13 protein-coding genes and 1 pseudogene are annotated in these 16344 nt (G+C 66.9%); 5 read left to right on the forward strand and 9 right to left on the reverse strand.

Annotation, left to right across the window (positions count from 1 at the left end; genetic code table 11):
* Window positions 1-743: pseudogene (locus AC6EI8_RS08510) on the reverse strand (ATP-dependent DNA helicase RecG); the annotation flags it as partial.
* Between the two features lie 277 nt (window positions 744-1020).
* On the opposite strand from AC6EI8_RS08510, the gene queA reads away from it, so the two are divergent.
* The 5 genes from queA to secF all read left to right on the forward strand — a co-directional run bounded on the left by queA (window position 1021) and on the right by secF (window position 6918).
* A complete protein-coding gene (queA, locus tag AC6EI8_RS08515; protein ID WP_226107160.1) occupies window positions 1021-2058 on the forward strand; it encodes a tRNA preQ1(34) S-adenosylmethionine ribosyltransferase-isomerase QueA in 1038 nt (345 codons plus the stop codon).
* Window positions 2059-2120: 62 nt separating this feature from the next.
* The gene (gene tgt / locus AC6EI8_RS08520; RefSeq protein ID WP_226107158.1) at window positions 2121-3251 is read left to right on the forward strand and encodes a tRNA guanosine(34) transglycosylase Tgt; all 1131 of its coding nucleotides are present in this window, start codon (window positions 2121-2123) and stop codon (window positions 3249-3251) included.
* Window positions 3252-3384: 133 nt separating this feature from the next.
* Window positions 3385-3714: a preprotein translocase subunit YajC gene (yajC, locus tag AC6EI8_RS08525; RefSeq protein WP_149316660.1), complete on the forward strand. Its 330-nt coding sequence runs from the start codon at window positions 3385-3387 to the stop codon at window positions 3712-3714.
* A 209-nt stretch (window positions 3715-3923) separates the two neighbouring features.
* Window positions 3924-5798 carry a protein translocase subunit SecD gene (gene secD / locus AC6EI8_RS08530; RefSeq protein ID WP_150083390.1) on the forward strand — a complete coding sequence of 625 codons (1875 nt, stop codon included), beginning with the start codon at window positions 3924-3926 and terminating at the stop codon, window positions 5796-5798.
* Between the two features lie 148 nt (window positions 5799-5946).
* On the forward strand, window positions 5947-6918 hold the full coding sequence (secF, locus tag AC6EI8_RS08535; RefSeq protein ID WP_149316658.1) for a protein translocase subunit SecF: 972 nt from the start codon (window positions 5947-5949) through the stop codon (window positions 6916-6918).
* Window positions 6919-7033: 115 nt separating this feature from the next.
* On the opposite strand, the gene AC6EI8_RS08540 is transcribed toward secF, so the two are convergent.
* From AC6EI8_RS08540 to purB, 8 genes are all read right to left on the reverse strand, one after another.
* The gene (locus AC6EI8_RS08540) at window positions 7034-8026 is read right to left on the reverse strand and encodes a response regulator (protein ID WP_149316657.1); all 993 of its coding nucleotides are present in this window, start codon (window positions 8024-8026) and stop codon (window positions 7034-7036) included.
* Window positions 8023-9186 carry a hybrid sensor histidine kinase/response regulator gene (locus AC6EI8_RS08545; RefSeq protein ID WP_187829093.1) on the reverse strand — a complete coding sequence of 388 codons (1164 nt, stop codon included), beginning with the start codon at window positions 9184-9186 and terminating at the stop codon, window positions 8023-8025. Before AC6EI8_RS08545 ends, AC6EI8_RS08540 begins: the two co-directional genes overlap by 4 nt.
* 28 nt (window positions 9187-9214) lie before the next feature.
* Window positions 9215-10546: a sensor histidine kinase gene (locus AC6EI8_RS08550; RefSeq protein ID WP_149316656.1), complete on the reverse strand. Its 1332-nt coding sequence runs from the start codon at window positions 10544-10546 to the stop codon at window positions 9215-9217.
* A gap of 20 nt (window positions 10547-10566) precedes the next feature.
* The gene (locus tag AC6EI8_RS08555) at window positions 10567-11958 is read right to left on the reverse strand and encodes an SAM-dependent methyltransferase (protein ID WP_150083391.1); all 1392 of its coding nucleotides are present in this window, start codon (window positions 11956-11958) and stop codon (window positions 10567-10569) included.
* Window positions 11959-12523: 565 nt separating this feature from the next.
* Entirely contained in the window at window positions 12524-13114 is a 591-nt protein-coding gene (locus AC6EI8_RS08560; RefSeq protein ID WP_226107156.1) for a YceI family protein, read from the reverse strand.
* A gap of 127 nt (window positions 13115-13241) precedes the next feature.
* Window positions 13242-13814: a YceI family protein gene (locus AC6EI8_RS08565; RefSeq protein WP_498381721.1), complete on the reverse strand. Its 573-nt coding sequence runs from the start codon at window positions 13812-13814 to the stop codon at window positions 13242-13244.
* A 73-nt stretch (window positions 13815-13887) separates the two neighbouring features.
* Entirely contained in the window at window positions 13888-14436 is a 549-nt protein-coding gene (locus AC6EI8_RS08570; protein ID WP_150083392.1) for a cytochrome b, read from the reverse strand.
* A 377-nt stretch (window positions 14437-14813) separates the two neighbouring features.
* A complete protein-coding gene (gene purB, locus AC6EI8_RS08575) occupies window positions 14814-16205 on the reverse strand; it encodes an adenylosuccinate lyase (RefSeq protein ID WP_149316651.1) in 1392 nt (463 codons plus the stop codon).
* Window positions 16206-16344: the final 139 nt, after the last annotated feature.

Here is a 16344-nt window from a genome sequence, read left to right on the forward strand (position 1 = left end):
TCGATCAGCGCGGCCTCGTCGACCTGCGGCGGCGGCGCATGGAGCAGCCGCAGCGATTCGGCCAGCGGCTGCAGCTTCAACGGCGCCAGCGGGCCGTCGAGCAGCGGCCGCGGCAGCGTCTCCGGCAGCGGCGTGCGCTGCAGCGCCCCGCCGATCGCCTTGCGCAGATAGGCCTGCGAGATGCCGGCGGTAGCGGGATAGACCGGCGTCAAGCGGTCCGGCAGCGGCTCGTCGGGGCCGACCGGGCGCACGACGGGATGGATCATCTCAGCGCCGAAGAAGCCGCCGCGGACTTCGCCGCGCACGCGCAGCCGCACGCCCTCGGCCATCTGCTTTGCCTGGCTGCCGTAGAAATTGAGAAAGCGCAGCGTCAGCTCGCCGCTGTCGTCGGCGATGCGCACCACCAGTTGCCGGCGCGGCCGCAGCGTGACCTCGTTGGACACCACCTCCCCCTCGACCTGCACGGCGAAGCCCAGGCCCGCGCGATGCACGGCCTCCCTGATCGGCAGCAGCGTGGTCTCGTCCTCGTAGCGCATCGGCAGATGCAGCACCAGGTCGACGTCGCGCTTCAGGCCCAGCTTGGCGAGCTTGGCCATCGCCGACGACGGCGCGGCGGGCTTGCCCGATTTGGCGGGCGCGTCGGCCTTGGCGGGAGCGCCGGACTTGGCGGACTTGACAGCCGGCTTGGCCGATTGCGGCTGGGCGTCTGGCTCGGGCGTGCGTTCGCTGGCGGTGACGGGCATCGAGGCGTGGTCGGCAGGGCGCGGCGGCGCCGCGGGCGTGTCGGATCGGATCGTGGGAAACGGCGGGGCCGTCGGCGCTCCGCGGGTCGCCCCGGCGGAATACCCGCCATCACGGCCATGGCGGCAAGCCTGGCGGCCGAAGCCTTACAATAGCGGGTCCGCCGATTGTACCCATGCCTGCGCCGCGCGCTCCAGGCGCCACCGGCGGTATCCCGACCCGCTGCCCCTTTTGCACCTGCCGCCGGCCTCGTTGCGAGGCGCCGGTCCCTGTCCTTTTATGCTGACGCTGTCCGATTTCGACTTTCCGCTGCCCCCCGAACTGATCGCCCAGACCGCGCTGCCCGACCGCAGCGCGAGCCGGCTGCTGGTCGTGCGGACCGGCGCGGACGGCGCCACCGAGCTGGACGATCGCGCCTTCGCCGACCTGACCGACTATCTGCGCCCGGACGACCTGCTGGTGTTCAACGACACCCGCGTGATCAAGGCCCGCTTCTTCGGCCAGAAGGCCAGCGGCGGCAAGGTCGAGGTGCTGGTCGAGCGCGTGCTCGACGCCGACACGGTGCTGGCCCAGGTGCGCGCCTCGAAGACGCCGGCCGAGGGCAGCACGCTGCGGCTGGCCGATGCTTTTGATGTCACGGTCGGCCCGCGCGTGGACCAGTTTTTCACGCTGCGCTTTCCCGAGCCGGCGCTGGACCTGATCGAGCGCTTCGGCCGCCTGCCGCTGCCGCCCTATATCACGCACGATCCGGACGCCTACGACGAGAGCCGCTACCAAACCGTCTATGCGCGCCATCCGGGCGCGGTGGCGGCGCCGACGGCCGGGCTGCATTTCGACGACGCGCTGTTCGCCCGGCTCGACGCCCACGGCGTGCGGCGCGCCTTCCTGACGCTGCACGTCGGCGCCGGCACCTTCCAGCCGGTGCGCACGGAGAACCTGGCCGAGCACAAGATGCATTCGGAGTGGTACGCGATCTCCGAGGAACTGGCGCAGGCGGTGCGCGACACCCGCGCCGCCGGCGGCCGCGTGATCGCGGTCGGCACCACCTCGCTGCGCGCGCTGGAATCGGCCGCGACGCCCGAAGGCGAACTGCGGGCCGGCAGCGGCGACACCGACATCTTCATCACGCCGGGCTATCGCTTCCGGCTGGTCGACGCGCTGATCACCAACTTCCATCTGCCCAAGTCGACGCTGCTGATGCTGGTGTCGGCGCTGGCCGGCATCGAGCCGATCCGCATCGCCTATCGCCATGCGGTCGAGCAGCGCTATCGCTTCTTCAGCTACGGCGACGCGATGCTGCTGCAGCGCCAGCCCTGAACCGCCGCCCGCGCCCTGCCCCGGCACGCCCCGGCCCACCGAATCTCCGCCACCCCTACGCCATGCTCGAATTCGAACTGCTCACCACCGACGGCAACGCCCGCCGCGGCCGCGTCACCCTGAACCACGGCGTGGTCGAGACGCCGATCTTCATGCCGGTCGGCACCTATGGCTCGGTCAAGGCGATGTCGCCGCTGGAGCTCAACGAAATCGGCGCGCAGATCATCCTGGGCAATACCTTCCATCTGTGGCTGCGGCCCGGGCTGGAGGTCATCGACACCCACCAGGGCCTGCACCGCTTCATCGGCTGGGACAAGCCGATCCTGACCGATTCGGGCGGCTTCCAGGTGTTCTCGCTGGGCGAGCTGCGCAAGATCACCGAGGAAGGCGTGACCTTCGCCTCGCCGGTCAACGGCGACAAGCTGTTCCTGTCGCCCGAGATCTCGATGCAGATCCAGCGCACGCTGAACTCGGACATCGTGATGCAGTTCGACGAATGCACGCCGTACGAGATCGAGGGCCGCCCGGCCACGCACGAGGAGGCCGCGCGCTCGATGCGCATGAGCCTGCGCTGGGCCAAGCGCTCGCGCGACGAGTTCGAGCGGCTGGCCAACCCGAACGCGCTGTTCGGCATCGTCCAGGGCGGCATGTTCGAGGACCTGCGCGACGAATCGCTGGCCGGGCTGTCGGAGCTGGGCTTCCATGGCCTGGCGATCGGCGGCCTGTCGGTCGGCGAGCCCAAGGAAGACATGATGCGGGTGCTCGAACACGTCGGCCCGCGGCTGCCGGCGGACAAGCCGCACTATCTGATGGGCGTCGGCACGCCGGAGGACCTGGTGGCGGGCGTGGCCTCCGGCGTCGACATGTTCGACTGCGTGATGCCGACCCGCAATGCCCGCAACGGCTGGCTGTTTACCCGCTTCGGCGACGTCAAGATCAAGAACGCGGCGCACCGCAACGACCCGCGCCCGCTGGACGAAAGCTGCGCCTGCTACACCTGCCGCAATTTCTCGCGGGCCTATCTGCACCATCTGCACCGGGTCGGAGAAATTCTGGGCGCGCGGCTCAATACGATCCACAATCTGTATTACTACCTGCAGCTGATGCGCGAAATCCGCGAGGCGATCGAGCAGCACCGCTTCGACGCCTTCCGCCGCCAGTTCGCCGCCGACCGGGCGCGCGGCACGCAGTAAGACGGCCCCGGCCGCCCTGCCGCCGGCGGCCCGCGACGGGCGGGCCCGGCAAGGCGACGCAAGCCGCTGAACGGGCCGAACCGGGTGATAGAATGCCCGATTCCTTGAATCAATTTTGTGACGGAGAAGCAACGTGCTGATTTCGAACGCATTTGCCCAGACCGCCGGCGGGGCCGGCGGCGCGGCGGGTGGCCTGATGAGTTTCCTGCCGATCATCCTGATGTTCGCGGTGCTGTGGTTCATCATGATCCGCCCGCAGATGAAGCGGCAGAAGGAAGCCAAGGCGATGCTGGAAGCGCTGGCCAAGAACGACGAAGTCGTCACCGCCGGCGGCATCCTGGGCCGGGTCACCAAGGTCAACGAGCAGTATGTGACGCTGGAAATCGCCGAAGGCACCGAGATCACGGTGCAGAAGAACGCCGTCACCGCGGTGCTGCCGAAGGGTTCGCTGAAGGCGCTCTGAGCCCCTCGCTCTCTCAGGCCTTGCGGGTCCGCCGCAAGGTTCCGGCACGCCGCCAATAGCGTGCCCGCACAGCCGCCTGGCCCCGCCCCGGGAAGTCTCCGGTCGGGCCAGGCGGCTGTTTGCCAACCGGTTGCCTGCGCGATACGCCCGCGGATTCCCGTCCGCGCGCTGCGCCGGCCGTAGAAAGACCGTAGAAAGACTGGCCGAAGATGAATCGCTATCCGCTTTGGAAATACCTCGTGATCCTGGTGGCGCTTGCCATCGGCATCATCTATACGCTGCCCAACTTCTTCGGCGAGGCGCCTGCGGTGCAGGTCTCGTCGGGCAAGGCCACCGTCAAGGTCGATCTGGCGATGCAGAAGCAGATCGAGCAGGTGCTGGCGCAGAACGGCTTGCAGCCCGACGGCGTGTTCTATGACGTGTCGGGACAGTCCGGCTCGGTCAAGGCGCGCTTCCGCACCACCGACGAGCAGCTGCGCGCCAAGGACGTGCTGTCGCGCGCGCTCAATCCCGATCCCAACGATCCGACCTATGTGGTCGCGCTGAACCTGCTGTCCGGCTCGCCGAAGTGGCTGACCTCGCTGCATGCGCTGCCGATGTACCTGGGCCTGGACCTGCGCGGCGGCGTGCACTTCCTGCTGCAGGTCGACATGAAGGGCGCGGTAGACAAGAAGCTGGACAGCCTGGCCGGCGACGCGCGCACCGTGCTGCGCGACAAGGGCATCCGCCACGGCGGCGTGGACCGCAACGGCGACCGCGTGACGGTGCGCTTCAACAACCCCGAGGACGCCACCCGCGCGCGCGGCGTGCTGGCCGACAGCCTGCCGGACCTGACCTTCGCGATGGACGGCAACAACGTGGTCGGCACCTTCACCGAGGTGGCGCGCCGCGCGGTGCAGGACGCCGCCGTGAAGCAGAACATCACCACGCTGCACAACCGCGTCAATGAACTGGGCGTGGCCGAGCCGGTGATCCAGCAGCAAGGCGCGGAGCGCATCGTGGTGCAGCTGCCGGGCGTGCAGGACACCGCCAAGGCCAAGGACATCATCGGCCGCACCGCCACGCTGGAGGCCCGCCTGGTCGATCCGGACGCGCCGCGCGCCCCGCGCCAGGGCGATCCGATCCCGTTCGGCAGCGAGCTGTTCCTGCACGGCAACGGCGCCCCGGTGGTGCTGAAGAAGCAGGTGATCTTCACCGGCGACCGCATCGAAAGCGCGTCGGCCGGCTTCGACCAGAACCAGCGCCCGTCGGTCAACATCAAGCTCGACGCCCAGGGCGGCCGCGTGCTGCGCGACGTCTCGCGCGAGAACATCGGCAAGCCGATGGGCATCGTGCTGTTCGAGAAGGGCAAGGGTGAAGTGCTGACGGTGGCGACGATCCAGTCCGAACTGGGCTCGAGCTTCCAGATCACCGGCTCGTACTCGACCGAGGCCGCCAACGACCTCGCGCTGCTGCTGCGCGCCGGCTCGCTGGCCGCGCCGATGGACATCATCGAGGAACGCACCATCGGCCCGTCGCTGGGCGCCGACAACATCGAGAAGGGCTTCGACTCGGTGGCCTACGGCTTTGCCGCGATCGCCGTCTTCATGGTGCTGTACTACCTGCTGTTCGGCGTGTTCTCGGTGATCGCGCTTGGCGTCAACCTGCTGCTGCTGATCGCGGTGCTGTCGATGCTGCAGGCCACGCTGACGCTGCCCGGCATCGCGGCCATCGCGCTGGTGCTGGGCATGGCGATCGACGCCAACGTGCTGATCAACGAGCGCATCCGCGAGGAACTGCGCGCGGGGGCGTCGCCGCAGATGGCGATCGCGGTCGGCTTCGACCGCGCCTGGGCCACGATCCTGGACTCGAACGTGACCACGCTGATCGCCGGCCTGGCGCTGCTGGCCTTCGGTTCGGGCCCGGTGCGCGGCTTCGCGGTGGTGCACTGCCTGGGCATCCTGACGTCGGTGTTCTCGGCGGTGTTCTTCAACCGCGGCCTGGTCAACCTCTGGTACGGCCGCAAGAAGAAGCTGCAGAGCGTGTCGATCGGCCAGATCTGGAAGCCCGGCCCGGACAACAAGGGCACCGTGGCCAACAAGTGAGGGCAATGAGCGTGAGCGCGGCGGGGCCCTGCCCCGCGGCTCCGGCCTGACGGCCAGACTCGAACGTCACCCTCGAACGTCACCTTCGCACGATACCCTCGAACGAAACACCCGAACGCAGCACGCTGCAGCAGATACAGGATTCACCATGGAATTCTTCCGCATCCGGCGCGACATTCCGTTCATGAAGCACGCGTTGATCTTCAACGTGATCTCCTTCGTGACGTTCTTCGCCGCCGTCTTTTTCCTCTGGCAGAAGGGCCTGCACCTGTCGATCGAATTCACCGGCGGCACGGTGATGGAGGTCAGCTACCAGCAACCCGCCGACCTGGAACGGATCCGCGGCCAGGTCGGCAAGCTCGGCTACACCGACGTGCAGGTGCAGAACTTCGGCACCTCGCGCGACGTGATGATCCGCCTGCCGCTGCAGAAAGGCGCCGACGGCAAGCCGGTCAGCTCGGCACAGCAGAGCGAGCAGGTGATGGGCGCGCTCAAGGCGGTCTCGCCCGACGCCAACCTGCAGCGCGTCGAATTCGTCGGCCCGCAGGTCGGCAAGGAGCTGGCCACCGACGGCCTGCTGGCGCTGCTGTGCGTGATCGCCGGCATCGTGATCTACCTGTCGATCCGCTTCGAATGGAAGTTCGCGGTGGCGGGCATCATCGCCAACCTGCACGACATCGTGATCATCCTGGGCTTCTTCGCCTTCTTCCAGTGGGAATTCTCGCTGTCGGTGCTGGCGGCGGTGCTGGCGGTGCTCGGCTATTCGGTCAACGAGTCGGTGGTGATCTTCGACCGGATCCGCGAGAACTTCCGCAAGTTCCGCAAGATGAATACCCACGAGGTCATCGACAACGCGATCACCAGCACCATCTCGCGAACCATCATCACGCACGGCTCGACCGAGATGATGGTGCTGTCGATGTTCTTCTTCGGCGGTCCGACGCTGCACTACTTCGCGCTGGCGCTGACGGTGGGCATCCTGTTCGGCATCTATTCGTCGGTGTTCGTCGCCGCGGCGCTGGCCATGTGGCTGGGCGTCAAGCGCGAGGACCTGATCAAGGGCGAAAAGAAGGCCGGCGGGGCCGACCGCGACGATCCGAACTACGGCGCGCAGGCATGACGTGCCGCTAGCCAGAAAGCAGGCGTAAAAAAACGGGGCCCAGGCCCCGTTTTTCATTGCCCCGCTCCCGGCGGAAGGAAGCGAACCGGCTTCCTTCAGATGCTGTCAGGTTCGGTCAGAACTGCTCGATCCAGATCGCCAGCCGGTCGGCGCCGAACTGCGTCGATGCCGGCGCCAGGCGCGAGACGATGGTATTGCCGTCGCGCAGCATCTGCAGCGCATTGCCGCTGCGATCGAGCCACAGCAGCGCGGCAAACCACGCTGCGTGCTGGTCCGACACCGCGGTGCCGACCGGCGCGCCGAGGAATTCGGACAGCACCGGCAACGACAGCCACACCAGCGCGTCACCATCGCGGCGCACCGCCTCGCCCAGCTGCTGCGCGATCACCGCCAGCGCGTCGGCACCCGCCGCCGCGTCATGCGCGCTGCGCAGTTGTGCCAGCCGGCTCGCCACCGCATGGCCGAAGGCGCCGCTGCGCTGGCTTTCGGCGCCGATCAGGTCGGCGTAGTCCATCCTGGCCCAGTCGGGCTCCGGACCCTTGGCACCGGCCATCACGGCGGCGGCCAGATAGGTCTCGACCGGCTGGAAGCGCTCCGGACCGATCAGGCTGGCGCACAGCGCGCGCACCATGCCGATGCGCCCCGCCAGCGTCTGGCGCTGGATCACGCTCAGCTTCTCGCGCACCAGCTGGTCGCGTTCGCGTCGCAGGCCGGCGATCTCCAGCGCCTGCTTGAGCTCCATGCGCAGCGCGGTGATGTCCCACGGCTTCTTGATATAGCGGTGGATCTGCCCTTCGTTGACCGCCTGCACGGTCGACTCGAGCTCGGAATACGCGGTGGTCAGGATGCGGACGATATGCGGATAGTGCTCGCGCGCATGGCGCAGCAGCTCGTTGCCGTATTCGCCCGGCATGCGCTGGTCGGAGACCAGCACGGCCAGCGTGTCGCCATGGGCTTCGAGCAGCGCCTTGCCCTCCTCGACCGAACCGCCGGTGACCACGGGCGCCAGCCCGCCGATCGCCCTCTGGAAATACTTGACCGCGGTGGCCTCGTCGTCGACGAACAGAATCGCGGGAGGCGATGCCTGGTTGTCGTTCGGTTCGTTCATTGACCGCTCCTATTGCTGTGCATTCGATTCTTCGTCTGAGGGAATTCCAGCGTCACGGTGGTGCCGGCGCCCGGAATCGATTCGATCCGGATGCCGCCGCCGAACGACTGCATGACGCGGTTGCAGAAAATCATGCCGAGGCCATTTCCGCCGGCGGCGGCATGCGTGGTGACCGGATCGACCAGCAGGCGCTCCATCACGTCGGGCGGAATGCCTGGACCGTTGTCGCTGATGCAGATCACGGGGTCGGGCTGCGCCACGACACGGAAGCGCAGCGACGGCTTGGGGACATCGGTCAGCGCCCGCAAGCCATTGTTCAGCAGCGACGACAGCACCAGCGACACGCAGTTCGGCAGCGTATGGACGATGAAGTCGCCGTGCAGTTCGACCTCGACCCAGTTGCGCTGCGGCCCGGTGAACGGATAGCTGTCGAGCAGCGCCATGATCAGGCTGCCTGCGGTGATGTCGCGATCGTTCTCGCTGGTCAGCGGCCGTTCGCCATTGCCGCGCACCGACTGCAGGAACGACGAGATCACCGCCAGGCAGTACTGCGCATTGCTGTGCATCACCGCGGCCGCCTGGCCGATCTCGGCCTGGCGCTGCGGATCGTATTCGGCGCTGCTGCGGCTTTCAACACCGCGGGCGAAATTCGCGATAGCCGCCAGCGGGGTGTTAAGTTCGTGCGCGAGGAAAGCCAGCGTCTCGTCGATCGCGGTCAGCCGCTGGTGCCGCGACTGCCGTTCGCGATGACGCTCCCGCGCGAGCGCCAGCACATCCCGCACCGCCTGCAGGCCGAGCGGCTTCTCGAGGATGCGAAACACCTCGCCGCTGTTGACGGTCTGCAGCAGCATGTCCTTGTCGGCGTAGGCCGTCACCAGGATCCGCACGATCTGCGGATACTCGGCGGCGACCTGCCGCAGCAGATCGGCGCCGTTGCGCCCCGGCATGCGGAAGTCGGTGACCAGCACCGCGGTGCGGCCGCTGTCGTTGCGCAGCATCTCGATGGCCTGGTCCGCGCCCTGGGCGAGCAGCACTTCGTACTCCGCGCCGGCGGCGCGGGCGAAATACTTGCAGGCCATCTCCTCGTCGTCGACGTAGAGCACGGTCAGCCGCGGCTGGCGCAAATCGGTCCGCAGTTCGGTCCGCGGCTCTGTCCGCATGTCTGTCCGCTGTTCCGTCATGGCGCGCTCATTCCGCCCGCGGCAGATCGAAGCTGAACGCGGCCCACTGGCCCAGTTCGCTTTCGGCGAACAGCACGCCGCCATGCCGCTCGATCACCGCATAGCTGATCGACAGGCCCAGGCCCAGGCCCTGGCCGACCTCGCGCGTGGTGAAGAAAGGCTCGAACACGCGCGCGAGATTCTCGCTGGGGATGCCCGGGCCGTTGTCGCGTACGTTGACGTGCAGCCGGCCGTCCTTCCACACCACGGTGGTATGGATCGCCGGTGCCGGCGTGCCGGCCTTGCGCATCGCCAGCGCGGCGTTCGAGAACAGGTTGATCAGCACGCCGATGATGGCGGCCTCGTCGCCGAACACCAGCGTGTCCGGCGGCAGCTCGCGCGTCATCCGCACGCCGCGCAGTTCGTGCGCGGTCAGCCGGCTGGCCGAGTCGAGCGCCTTCTCGAACAGGAAGGGGCGGCCCTCGACCTCGGCGCCGGGTTGCCGATAGGCAAAGATCTTCAGGTCCGAGACGATATGCTGGATCCGCTGCATCCCTTGCCGGGCGTCGATCAGGCATTCCTGCAGCGAGGCGCTCTCCTTGGCCTGCGGTTCCTCCAGCGCGATCTCGATCGCCATCAGGCAGAAATTGACCGGGTTGTTGACCTCGTGCAGCAGCCCCGCGGCCAGCGTACCGACCGCGGCCATCTTCTCCTGCTGCAGCAGCTGGCCCTTGATCTGCGCCAGATTCTCGTTGATGCGGGCGAGCTCGTCGTTCTTGTTGGCCAGTTCTTCCTTCAGCCGGAACAGCTGGAAGCGGCCCTTCTCGTTGAAGTAGGTGTAGACCGCGCTGGCGGCGCCGGCAAACAGCACGAACAGCGAGTTGACCAGGAAGGTGCCGACCGGATGCAGGCCGTCCGGATGCAGCAGGCAGGCCACCAGATAGCAAAGGTACGACAGGCCGCCGAACACCACGTTCTGCCACAGGCCGAACGGCAGCGCGATACCCGAGGCGAAGATCGCCAGGTTCAGGCCGACGTAGTACGGCGAGGCGACGCCATCGGTCTCCCAGATCATCCACGCGATCATCAGCTGCGGCAGCAACAGCCACGACAGCGTCAGCCATGGCGCCAGCCTGCGCCCGTGCTGGCTGTACAGCACCACGACGATGCCGGCGATCAGCATCGAGACGACGATGCGCGCGACCGCGAAGGGTCCCTGCCACTCCGGGTACTGGCCGTAGTCGAGACCCATGCCGAGCAGCACCAGCACGATGGCGGTGTAGGCCCCGCCGCGGCTGAACGCCAGGCGAAAGTCGGCCAGTTCGGCCTGGTATCCGGCGTAGAGTCGGTTGACAGTCATGGCAGATCGGCGGCGCCGCCTCAGGAGATGGTGGCTTCAGCGAACACGTTGACGCCCGTGGCATCGACATAGACCTCGTGGTCGGTCGACTGCTCGGGCAGCAGGCTCAGCATCTTTGGTTCGTCGCGATAGATCAGGTACCACTCGAGCAGATGTTCCATCCCGTATCGCTCGGGATTGTTCGAATGGACGTTGGTGACCAGCACCCGCCCGCCCGGGCGCGTGCGCGCGGCGAAATGGCTCAGCAGACGGGCGCAGACCTTGTCGGACAGATAGTCGAACAGGCCGGCGCAATAGACCGCATCGAACTCGCGCACCGAAGGATCCTCGACCGCGATACGCCGCTTGAGCAGCTCGTGCACCGACTCGTGCACCATCTCGACCTGCAGGCTGCGTCCCGCCTCCCGGGCGGCGCGCTGGATGGAGCCGCGGGTAAATTCGAGGGTCTCCTCGCTGAAGTCGACCAGCTGGAACGACAGCCGGTCCGGCTCGGCGTATTCGCGCGCAAAGCGCTGGATCTCGAAGGCCGGGCCGCAGCCGACGTTCAGCACGCGGAACGGCCGCCCCGCCGCGCGGGCGCTGTCCGCCTGCCGGCTGAGGAAGTTGACCAGCAGATCGATGCGGTTGCGGTGCGCGGTGGCGACCGCCGCCTTCAGGAAGGCCGTATTGACGATCTGGAAGTAGGTGGTCGGTCCCTGCTGCGGATCGCTCAGGATCTGGTTCACCATCTCGTAGTCGCCGGCGTAGCCGAGCGGCTTGGTGAAGGTGCGATAGACGAACGGCGCGCGCAGCAGCAGCGGATGCAGCGCCGATTGCGCATAGGTCCGATGCACCGGCGCCAGCTCGACGTCGACGCGCTCGGCCTCCCCTTCGAGCCGGTCCAGGTACGACTTGACCTTCACCATCAGCGGCGTGGCCAGCTCCTGGAACACGTCTGCGCGCAAGCGGCCGTCGACCTTGGGCAGGCTTTCGGTCAGGTCGACCTGCTCGACCCAGCGCGAGACCTCGGACAGGAAGGCGCGCATCTCGTTGACGGCGATCTGGTAATCGCGGCGGATGTTGAAGCGCGTGTCCCAGTCGCTGACGAACAGCTCGGCCTCGCGCCCCACCGAGCGCGGCTCGTTGGGCAGGTCGCTCAGTTCGCGCCATTCGTCGATCAGCGTCAGCGAGACCACCGCCGTGAGACCGGTATTGACCAGGCTCATCACCACCGCTTTGCCAAGATAGGCGTTCTTGGCCCCGATCCTGACGCTCAGGTCGCTCAATACCTCGCTGACCTGGACAATCGAGTACGGGTTATAGACTTCCATCACCAGAGATTTTCTCTGGAGATTAATGATCGTGCCCCGCACCTGCTCGCCCTGCGAATTGCGGAAGCTGACCACCGGATCAATTTGCGTTTGGGAGTACACGGTTTTGCGCCAGGGAAAATCCGAAGGATGCGGCTGGCTCATGCCGACACGGTGGTCGGAACGGTCCGGCGCGGCATGGGCGAAGGAACTCGCGAACGGCTCGGCGAAGGCGATGCACGGAAACTAGGGGTTGGGCATACGCTTGCGATCCTGATCGGGAAGTGAGCGGCGAAGGGGCAAGCTGCGGGACTGCCGCCGGGCCAACGACAGGCCGATGCGGGCCAGCAGCCTGACCGAAAGCCGGCCGGCAACGGCCTGGAGCGCGGGCCGGCAATGCCTGCCCCCGGTCTCGCTCCCGGGCCGCCAGGTGCGAATCAGCGACCGATTGTACTGTGCGCTCGCTGCAGTGGACAACGGCCCTCATCCCAACGAGGGGAGCCACCCCACATGGCCCCCCACCGCGGGAGGGTTGCCGCCAATGAAAAAGGGCCGGTTGAACCGGCCCTCGAACTGCTGACAAACTGGTGTCACGATGCTGTCGTTCCCGCGCAAGCGGCAATCCGGCGTCCTTGAAATTCAACGGGACCCCGCTTGCGCGGGAACGGCAGGTTCGGACGCCGCAGCCTCAGTCGGCGCGCACGCCCTCGACCTGGATCGCCAGCTTGACCTCGGGCTTGAAGCCCATCTTGACGCCGTAGTCGATGCCGAAGTCGGTGCGGTTGAAGGTGGCATAGGCGTCGGCACCGCAGGCCTCGCGCTTGAGCATCGGATGCTGCATGCACTTGAACTCGCGGATCTCCAGCTTGACCGGCTTGGACACGCCGCGCAGCGTCAGCACGCCATCGACCTCGGTCGGCACGTCGCCGGCGAACTTCGAGAACTTGCCCTTGTAGGTCGCCTCGGGATAGGCCTGGACGTCGAACATGTCCGGGCTCTTGGCGTGCTCGTTCATCTTGCCGTGGCCGAAGTCGATCGACGCGGTATCGATCTTGATGTCGAGCGTGCCGGTCTTGGCGGCGCGGTCCAGCGTGACGACGCCGCTGGACTTCTCGAACTTGCCGCGCCACTTCGACAACCCGCCCAGGTGATCGGCCTCGAAGCTCGGATACGTATGGGTCGGATCGAGGTTGTAGGTCACGGCGGCCGCCGAGGCGAGGCTGGCGAAGGCGGTGGCGGAAGCGGCGGCGAGGATGGCGGCGGCGGTACGCAGTTTCATGGGTTCTCCGGTAAGCGTTGGTTCGGCGATTGGATTCAGCCGTTGGTTTCGTCGGGCAGGTGCGGCGGTGACCGCAACGATGGTTTCAGGGCGGGATCGCGATTCCCGGGGGCGGTGGTCGTCCGGCTCAGGACTTGGCGGCCGTGACGAGGCGGAACTTGATCTGGACCTCGTCGGCGACCACCGAGGTGTCCTTCCACTCGCCCTCGCCGATATTGAAGACGCTGCGCTTGATCGGCAGCACGCCCTCGAAGACCTGATTGGCGCCTTCCTGGCGATAGGTCGCGGGCACCACCACGTCCACGGTCTTGCCCTTGATGGTCAGCTTGCCGGCGACATCGAACTTGCCGGCGGCGGCCGGCTTGATGCCGGTCGATTCGAACACCGCCTTGGGGAAGCGCGCGGCATCGAACCAGTCCTTGCCCTTGACCTCCTTGGTGGTGGCGGCGTCGCCGATCTCGAAGCTGGCCACGTCGATCTCGACCTTGGCGCTGGAGCTGGCCAGCCTGGCGGGATCGAAGTCCACCGCGGCGGCAAAGCGCTTGAACTTGCCTTCCATCGGCACGCCGATCTGGCGCGCGACCGCGGTCACCGAACTCTTGCCGGCATCGAACTGGGCGGCGGCGAGATTGGCGGCAAAGCCGGCGCAGGCCAGCGACGCGGCCAGCAGCAAGGCACCGGGACGGGGAATACGTTTCATCGAGGACTCCTCGGTTTCATTCGGTCAATGCGGAACAGCAGAACAGCGGAACAGCGGCAGCGATCGGCCGGACTCAGCGCAGGAACGGCAGCATGCGGCCGAGCGTGCCGTCGCGGTCCAGCCACTGGTGCTTGAGCGCCGCCGCGGCATGCAGCACGACCAGCGCGGCCATCAGATAGTTCAGCCAGACATGGGCGAACTTCAGCGTTTCCTTCAGCGCGTCGTTCGGCTCGATCAGCGTCGGCAGCGGCCACATGCCCAGATAGACGACGGGCACGCCGGCGGCGAGGCTGTACAGATAGCCGGTTACCGGCACCACCAGGATCAGCAGATAGAGCAGCCCGTGGGCGGCCTTGGCCGCGCCGGCCTGCCAGGCCGGCATGCCGGCCACCGGCGCCGGCGCGGCATGCGTCAGGCGCCAGAGCACGCGCAGCACGGCCAGCGCGAACACCGTCACGCCCAGCCACTTGTGCCACGAGTACAGCTTGAGCTTGGTCGGCGTGAAGCCCGGGATGTCGGTCATGTAAAGACCGAGCCCGAAGGCCGCGAAAATCAGCAGAGCGACGATCCAGTGCAGGCCGATCGCGGTCGCGCCATAGCGCGCTGGGGTAGTGGAACGCATCGATGAAATCCGGCTTCAGTCTTTATTCTTTCGGCAGACGCTGTTAATTCTCGCATTATTGCGTCCGCAAAGTGACGCCGGGAAGGCGGAACTTCATTGAGTCGTTCAAAGCGTTTGAATAGATCCGGTCCCCGACGTCGGCGCAGAACCGGTCGGATTATGGTGTGTCGCAAAAGTCGCAACCGCAAATTTGACCGATTCGAGGATCAAGCGGTTTCGGCGGCAAGTGGTCGATGTCCCGCCGGCTTTCCCGGAGCGGCTCCCATTTCTCGAGCAGTTGCCAGTCACCGCTCCAAAGAAAAAGCCGCCCGGAGGGACGGCTTTAAGGAATCGTCGTGCGCCACCGACACAAGATCGTGTCGGCACCCCTCGAGGCCTTACTTCAACCTTTCCGCCAACTCCACCGCCCGGCCGATATAGCTGCCCGGGGTCATCGCCAGCAGGCGAGCCTTGGCCTCGTCGGGGATCGCCAGGCCTTCGATGAAGGTGCGCAGCGCCTCGCGGGAGATGCCCTTGCCGCGGGTCAGTTCCTTCAGTTGCTCATAGGGATTGGCGATGCCGTGGCGGCGCATCACGGTCTGTACCGGCTCGGCCAGCACTTCCCAGCAGTTGTCCAGGTCCTCGGCCAGCCGCTCCGGATTGGTTTCCAGCTTGCCCAGGCCGCGCAGGCAGGCCTCGTAGGCCAGCAGGCTGTAGCCGAAGGCGACGCCGATATTGCGCAGCACCGTCGAGTCGGTCAGGTCGCGCTGCCAGCGCGAGACGGGCAGCTTCTCCGACAGGTGGCGCAGCAGCGCGTTGGCCAGGCCCAGGTTGCCCTCCGAGTTCTCGAAGTCGATCGGATTGACCTTGTGCGGCATCGTCGACGAGCCGATTTCGCCGGCCTTGGTCTTCTGCTTGAAGTAGCCCAGCGAGATATAGCCCCAGACGTCGCGGTCCAGGTCCAGCAGGATGGTGTTGGCGCGGGCCACCGCGTCGAACAGCTCGGCCATGTAGTCGTGCGGTTCGATCTGGATCGTGTACGGGTTGAAGGCCAGGCCCAGCCGGTTCTCGATGACGTCGCGCGAGAAGGCCTCCCAGTCGAACTCGGGATAGGCCGACAGATGCGCGTTGTAGTTGCCCACCGCGCCGTTCATCTTGCCCAGCAACTCGACCCGCTCGATCCGTTCGATCGCGCGCGCCAGGCGGGCCGCGACGTTCGCCATTTCCTTGCCCAGCGTGGTCGGGCTGGCGGGCTGGCCGTGCGTGCGCGACAGCATCGGCTCGCGGGCGTTGGCGTGCGCCAGTTCCACCAGCCGCGCATGCACGCGGCGCAGCGTCGGCACCAGCACGCTGTCGCGCGCGCCCTTGAGCATCATGCCGTGCGAGGTGTTGTTGATGTCCTCGGAGGTGCAGGCGAAGTGGATGAATTCGCTGGCGGCCACCAGCTCGGCGTTGTCCTGCACGCGCTCCTTCATCCAGTACTCGACCGCCTTGACGTCGTGATTGGTGACCGCCTCGATTTCCTTGATCCGGGCCGCGTCGGCCTCGCTGAAGTTGTCGACCAGCGCCAGCAGCGCGGCTTCGGACTGCGCCGAGAACTTCGGCATGTCGGGCAGGCCGGTGCGGGCCAGCGCGATCAGCCAATGGACTTCGACCTTGACGCGGTGGCGCATGAAGGCGGCCTCTGACAGCCATTCGCGCAGCGGGTCGGCCTTGGCGGCATAGCGGCCATCGATCGGGGACAGGGCGGTGAGCGGCGAGAGCGCGGCGGGGGAGGCGGTAGCGGACATGCTGGCAGACGGCGGGAGGGAATGAAGAGGGAAACTGGAACGGTGTCGGCAGGGGCGTCGGCGCACGCGGCAGCGGCGAGCTGCGCTGGCACATCCCATGTACTCAAGCGCATACAAAGCCGGGAAGTACGATCCTGCG

It is taken from the genome of Cupriavidus sp. R6-3 (genome assembly GCF_059772245.1).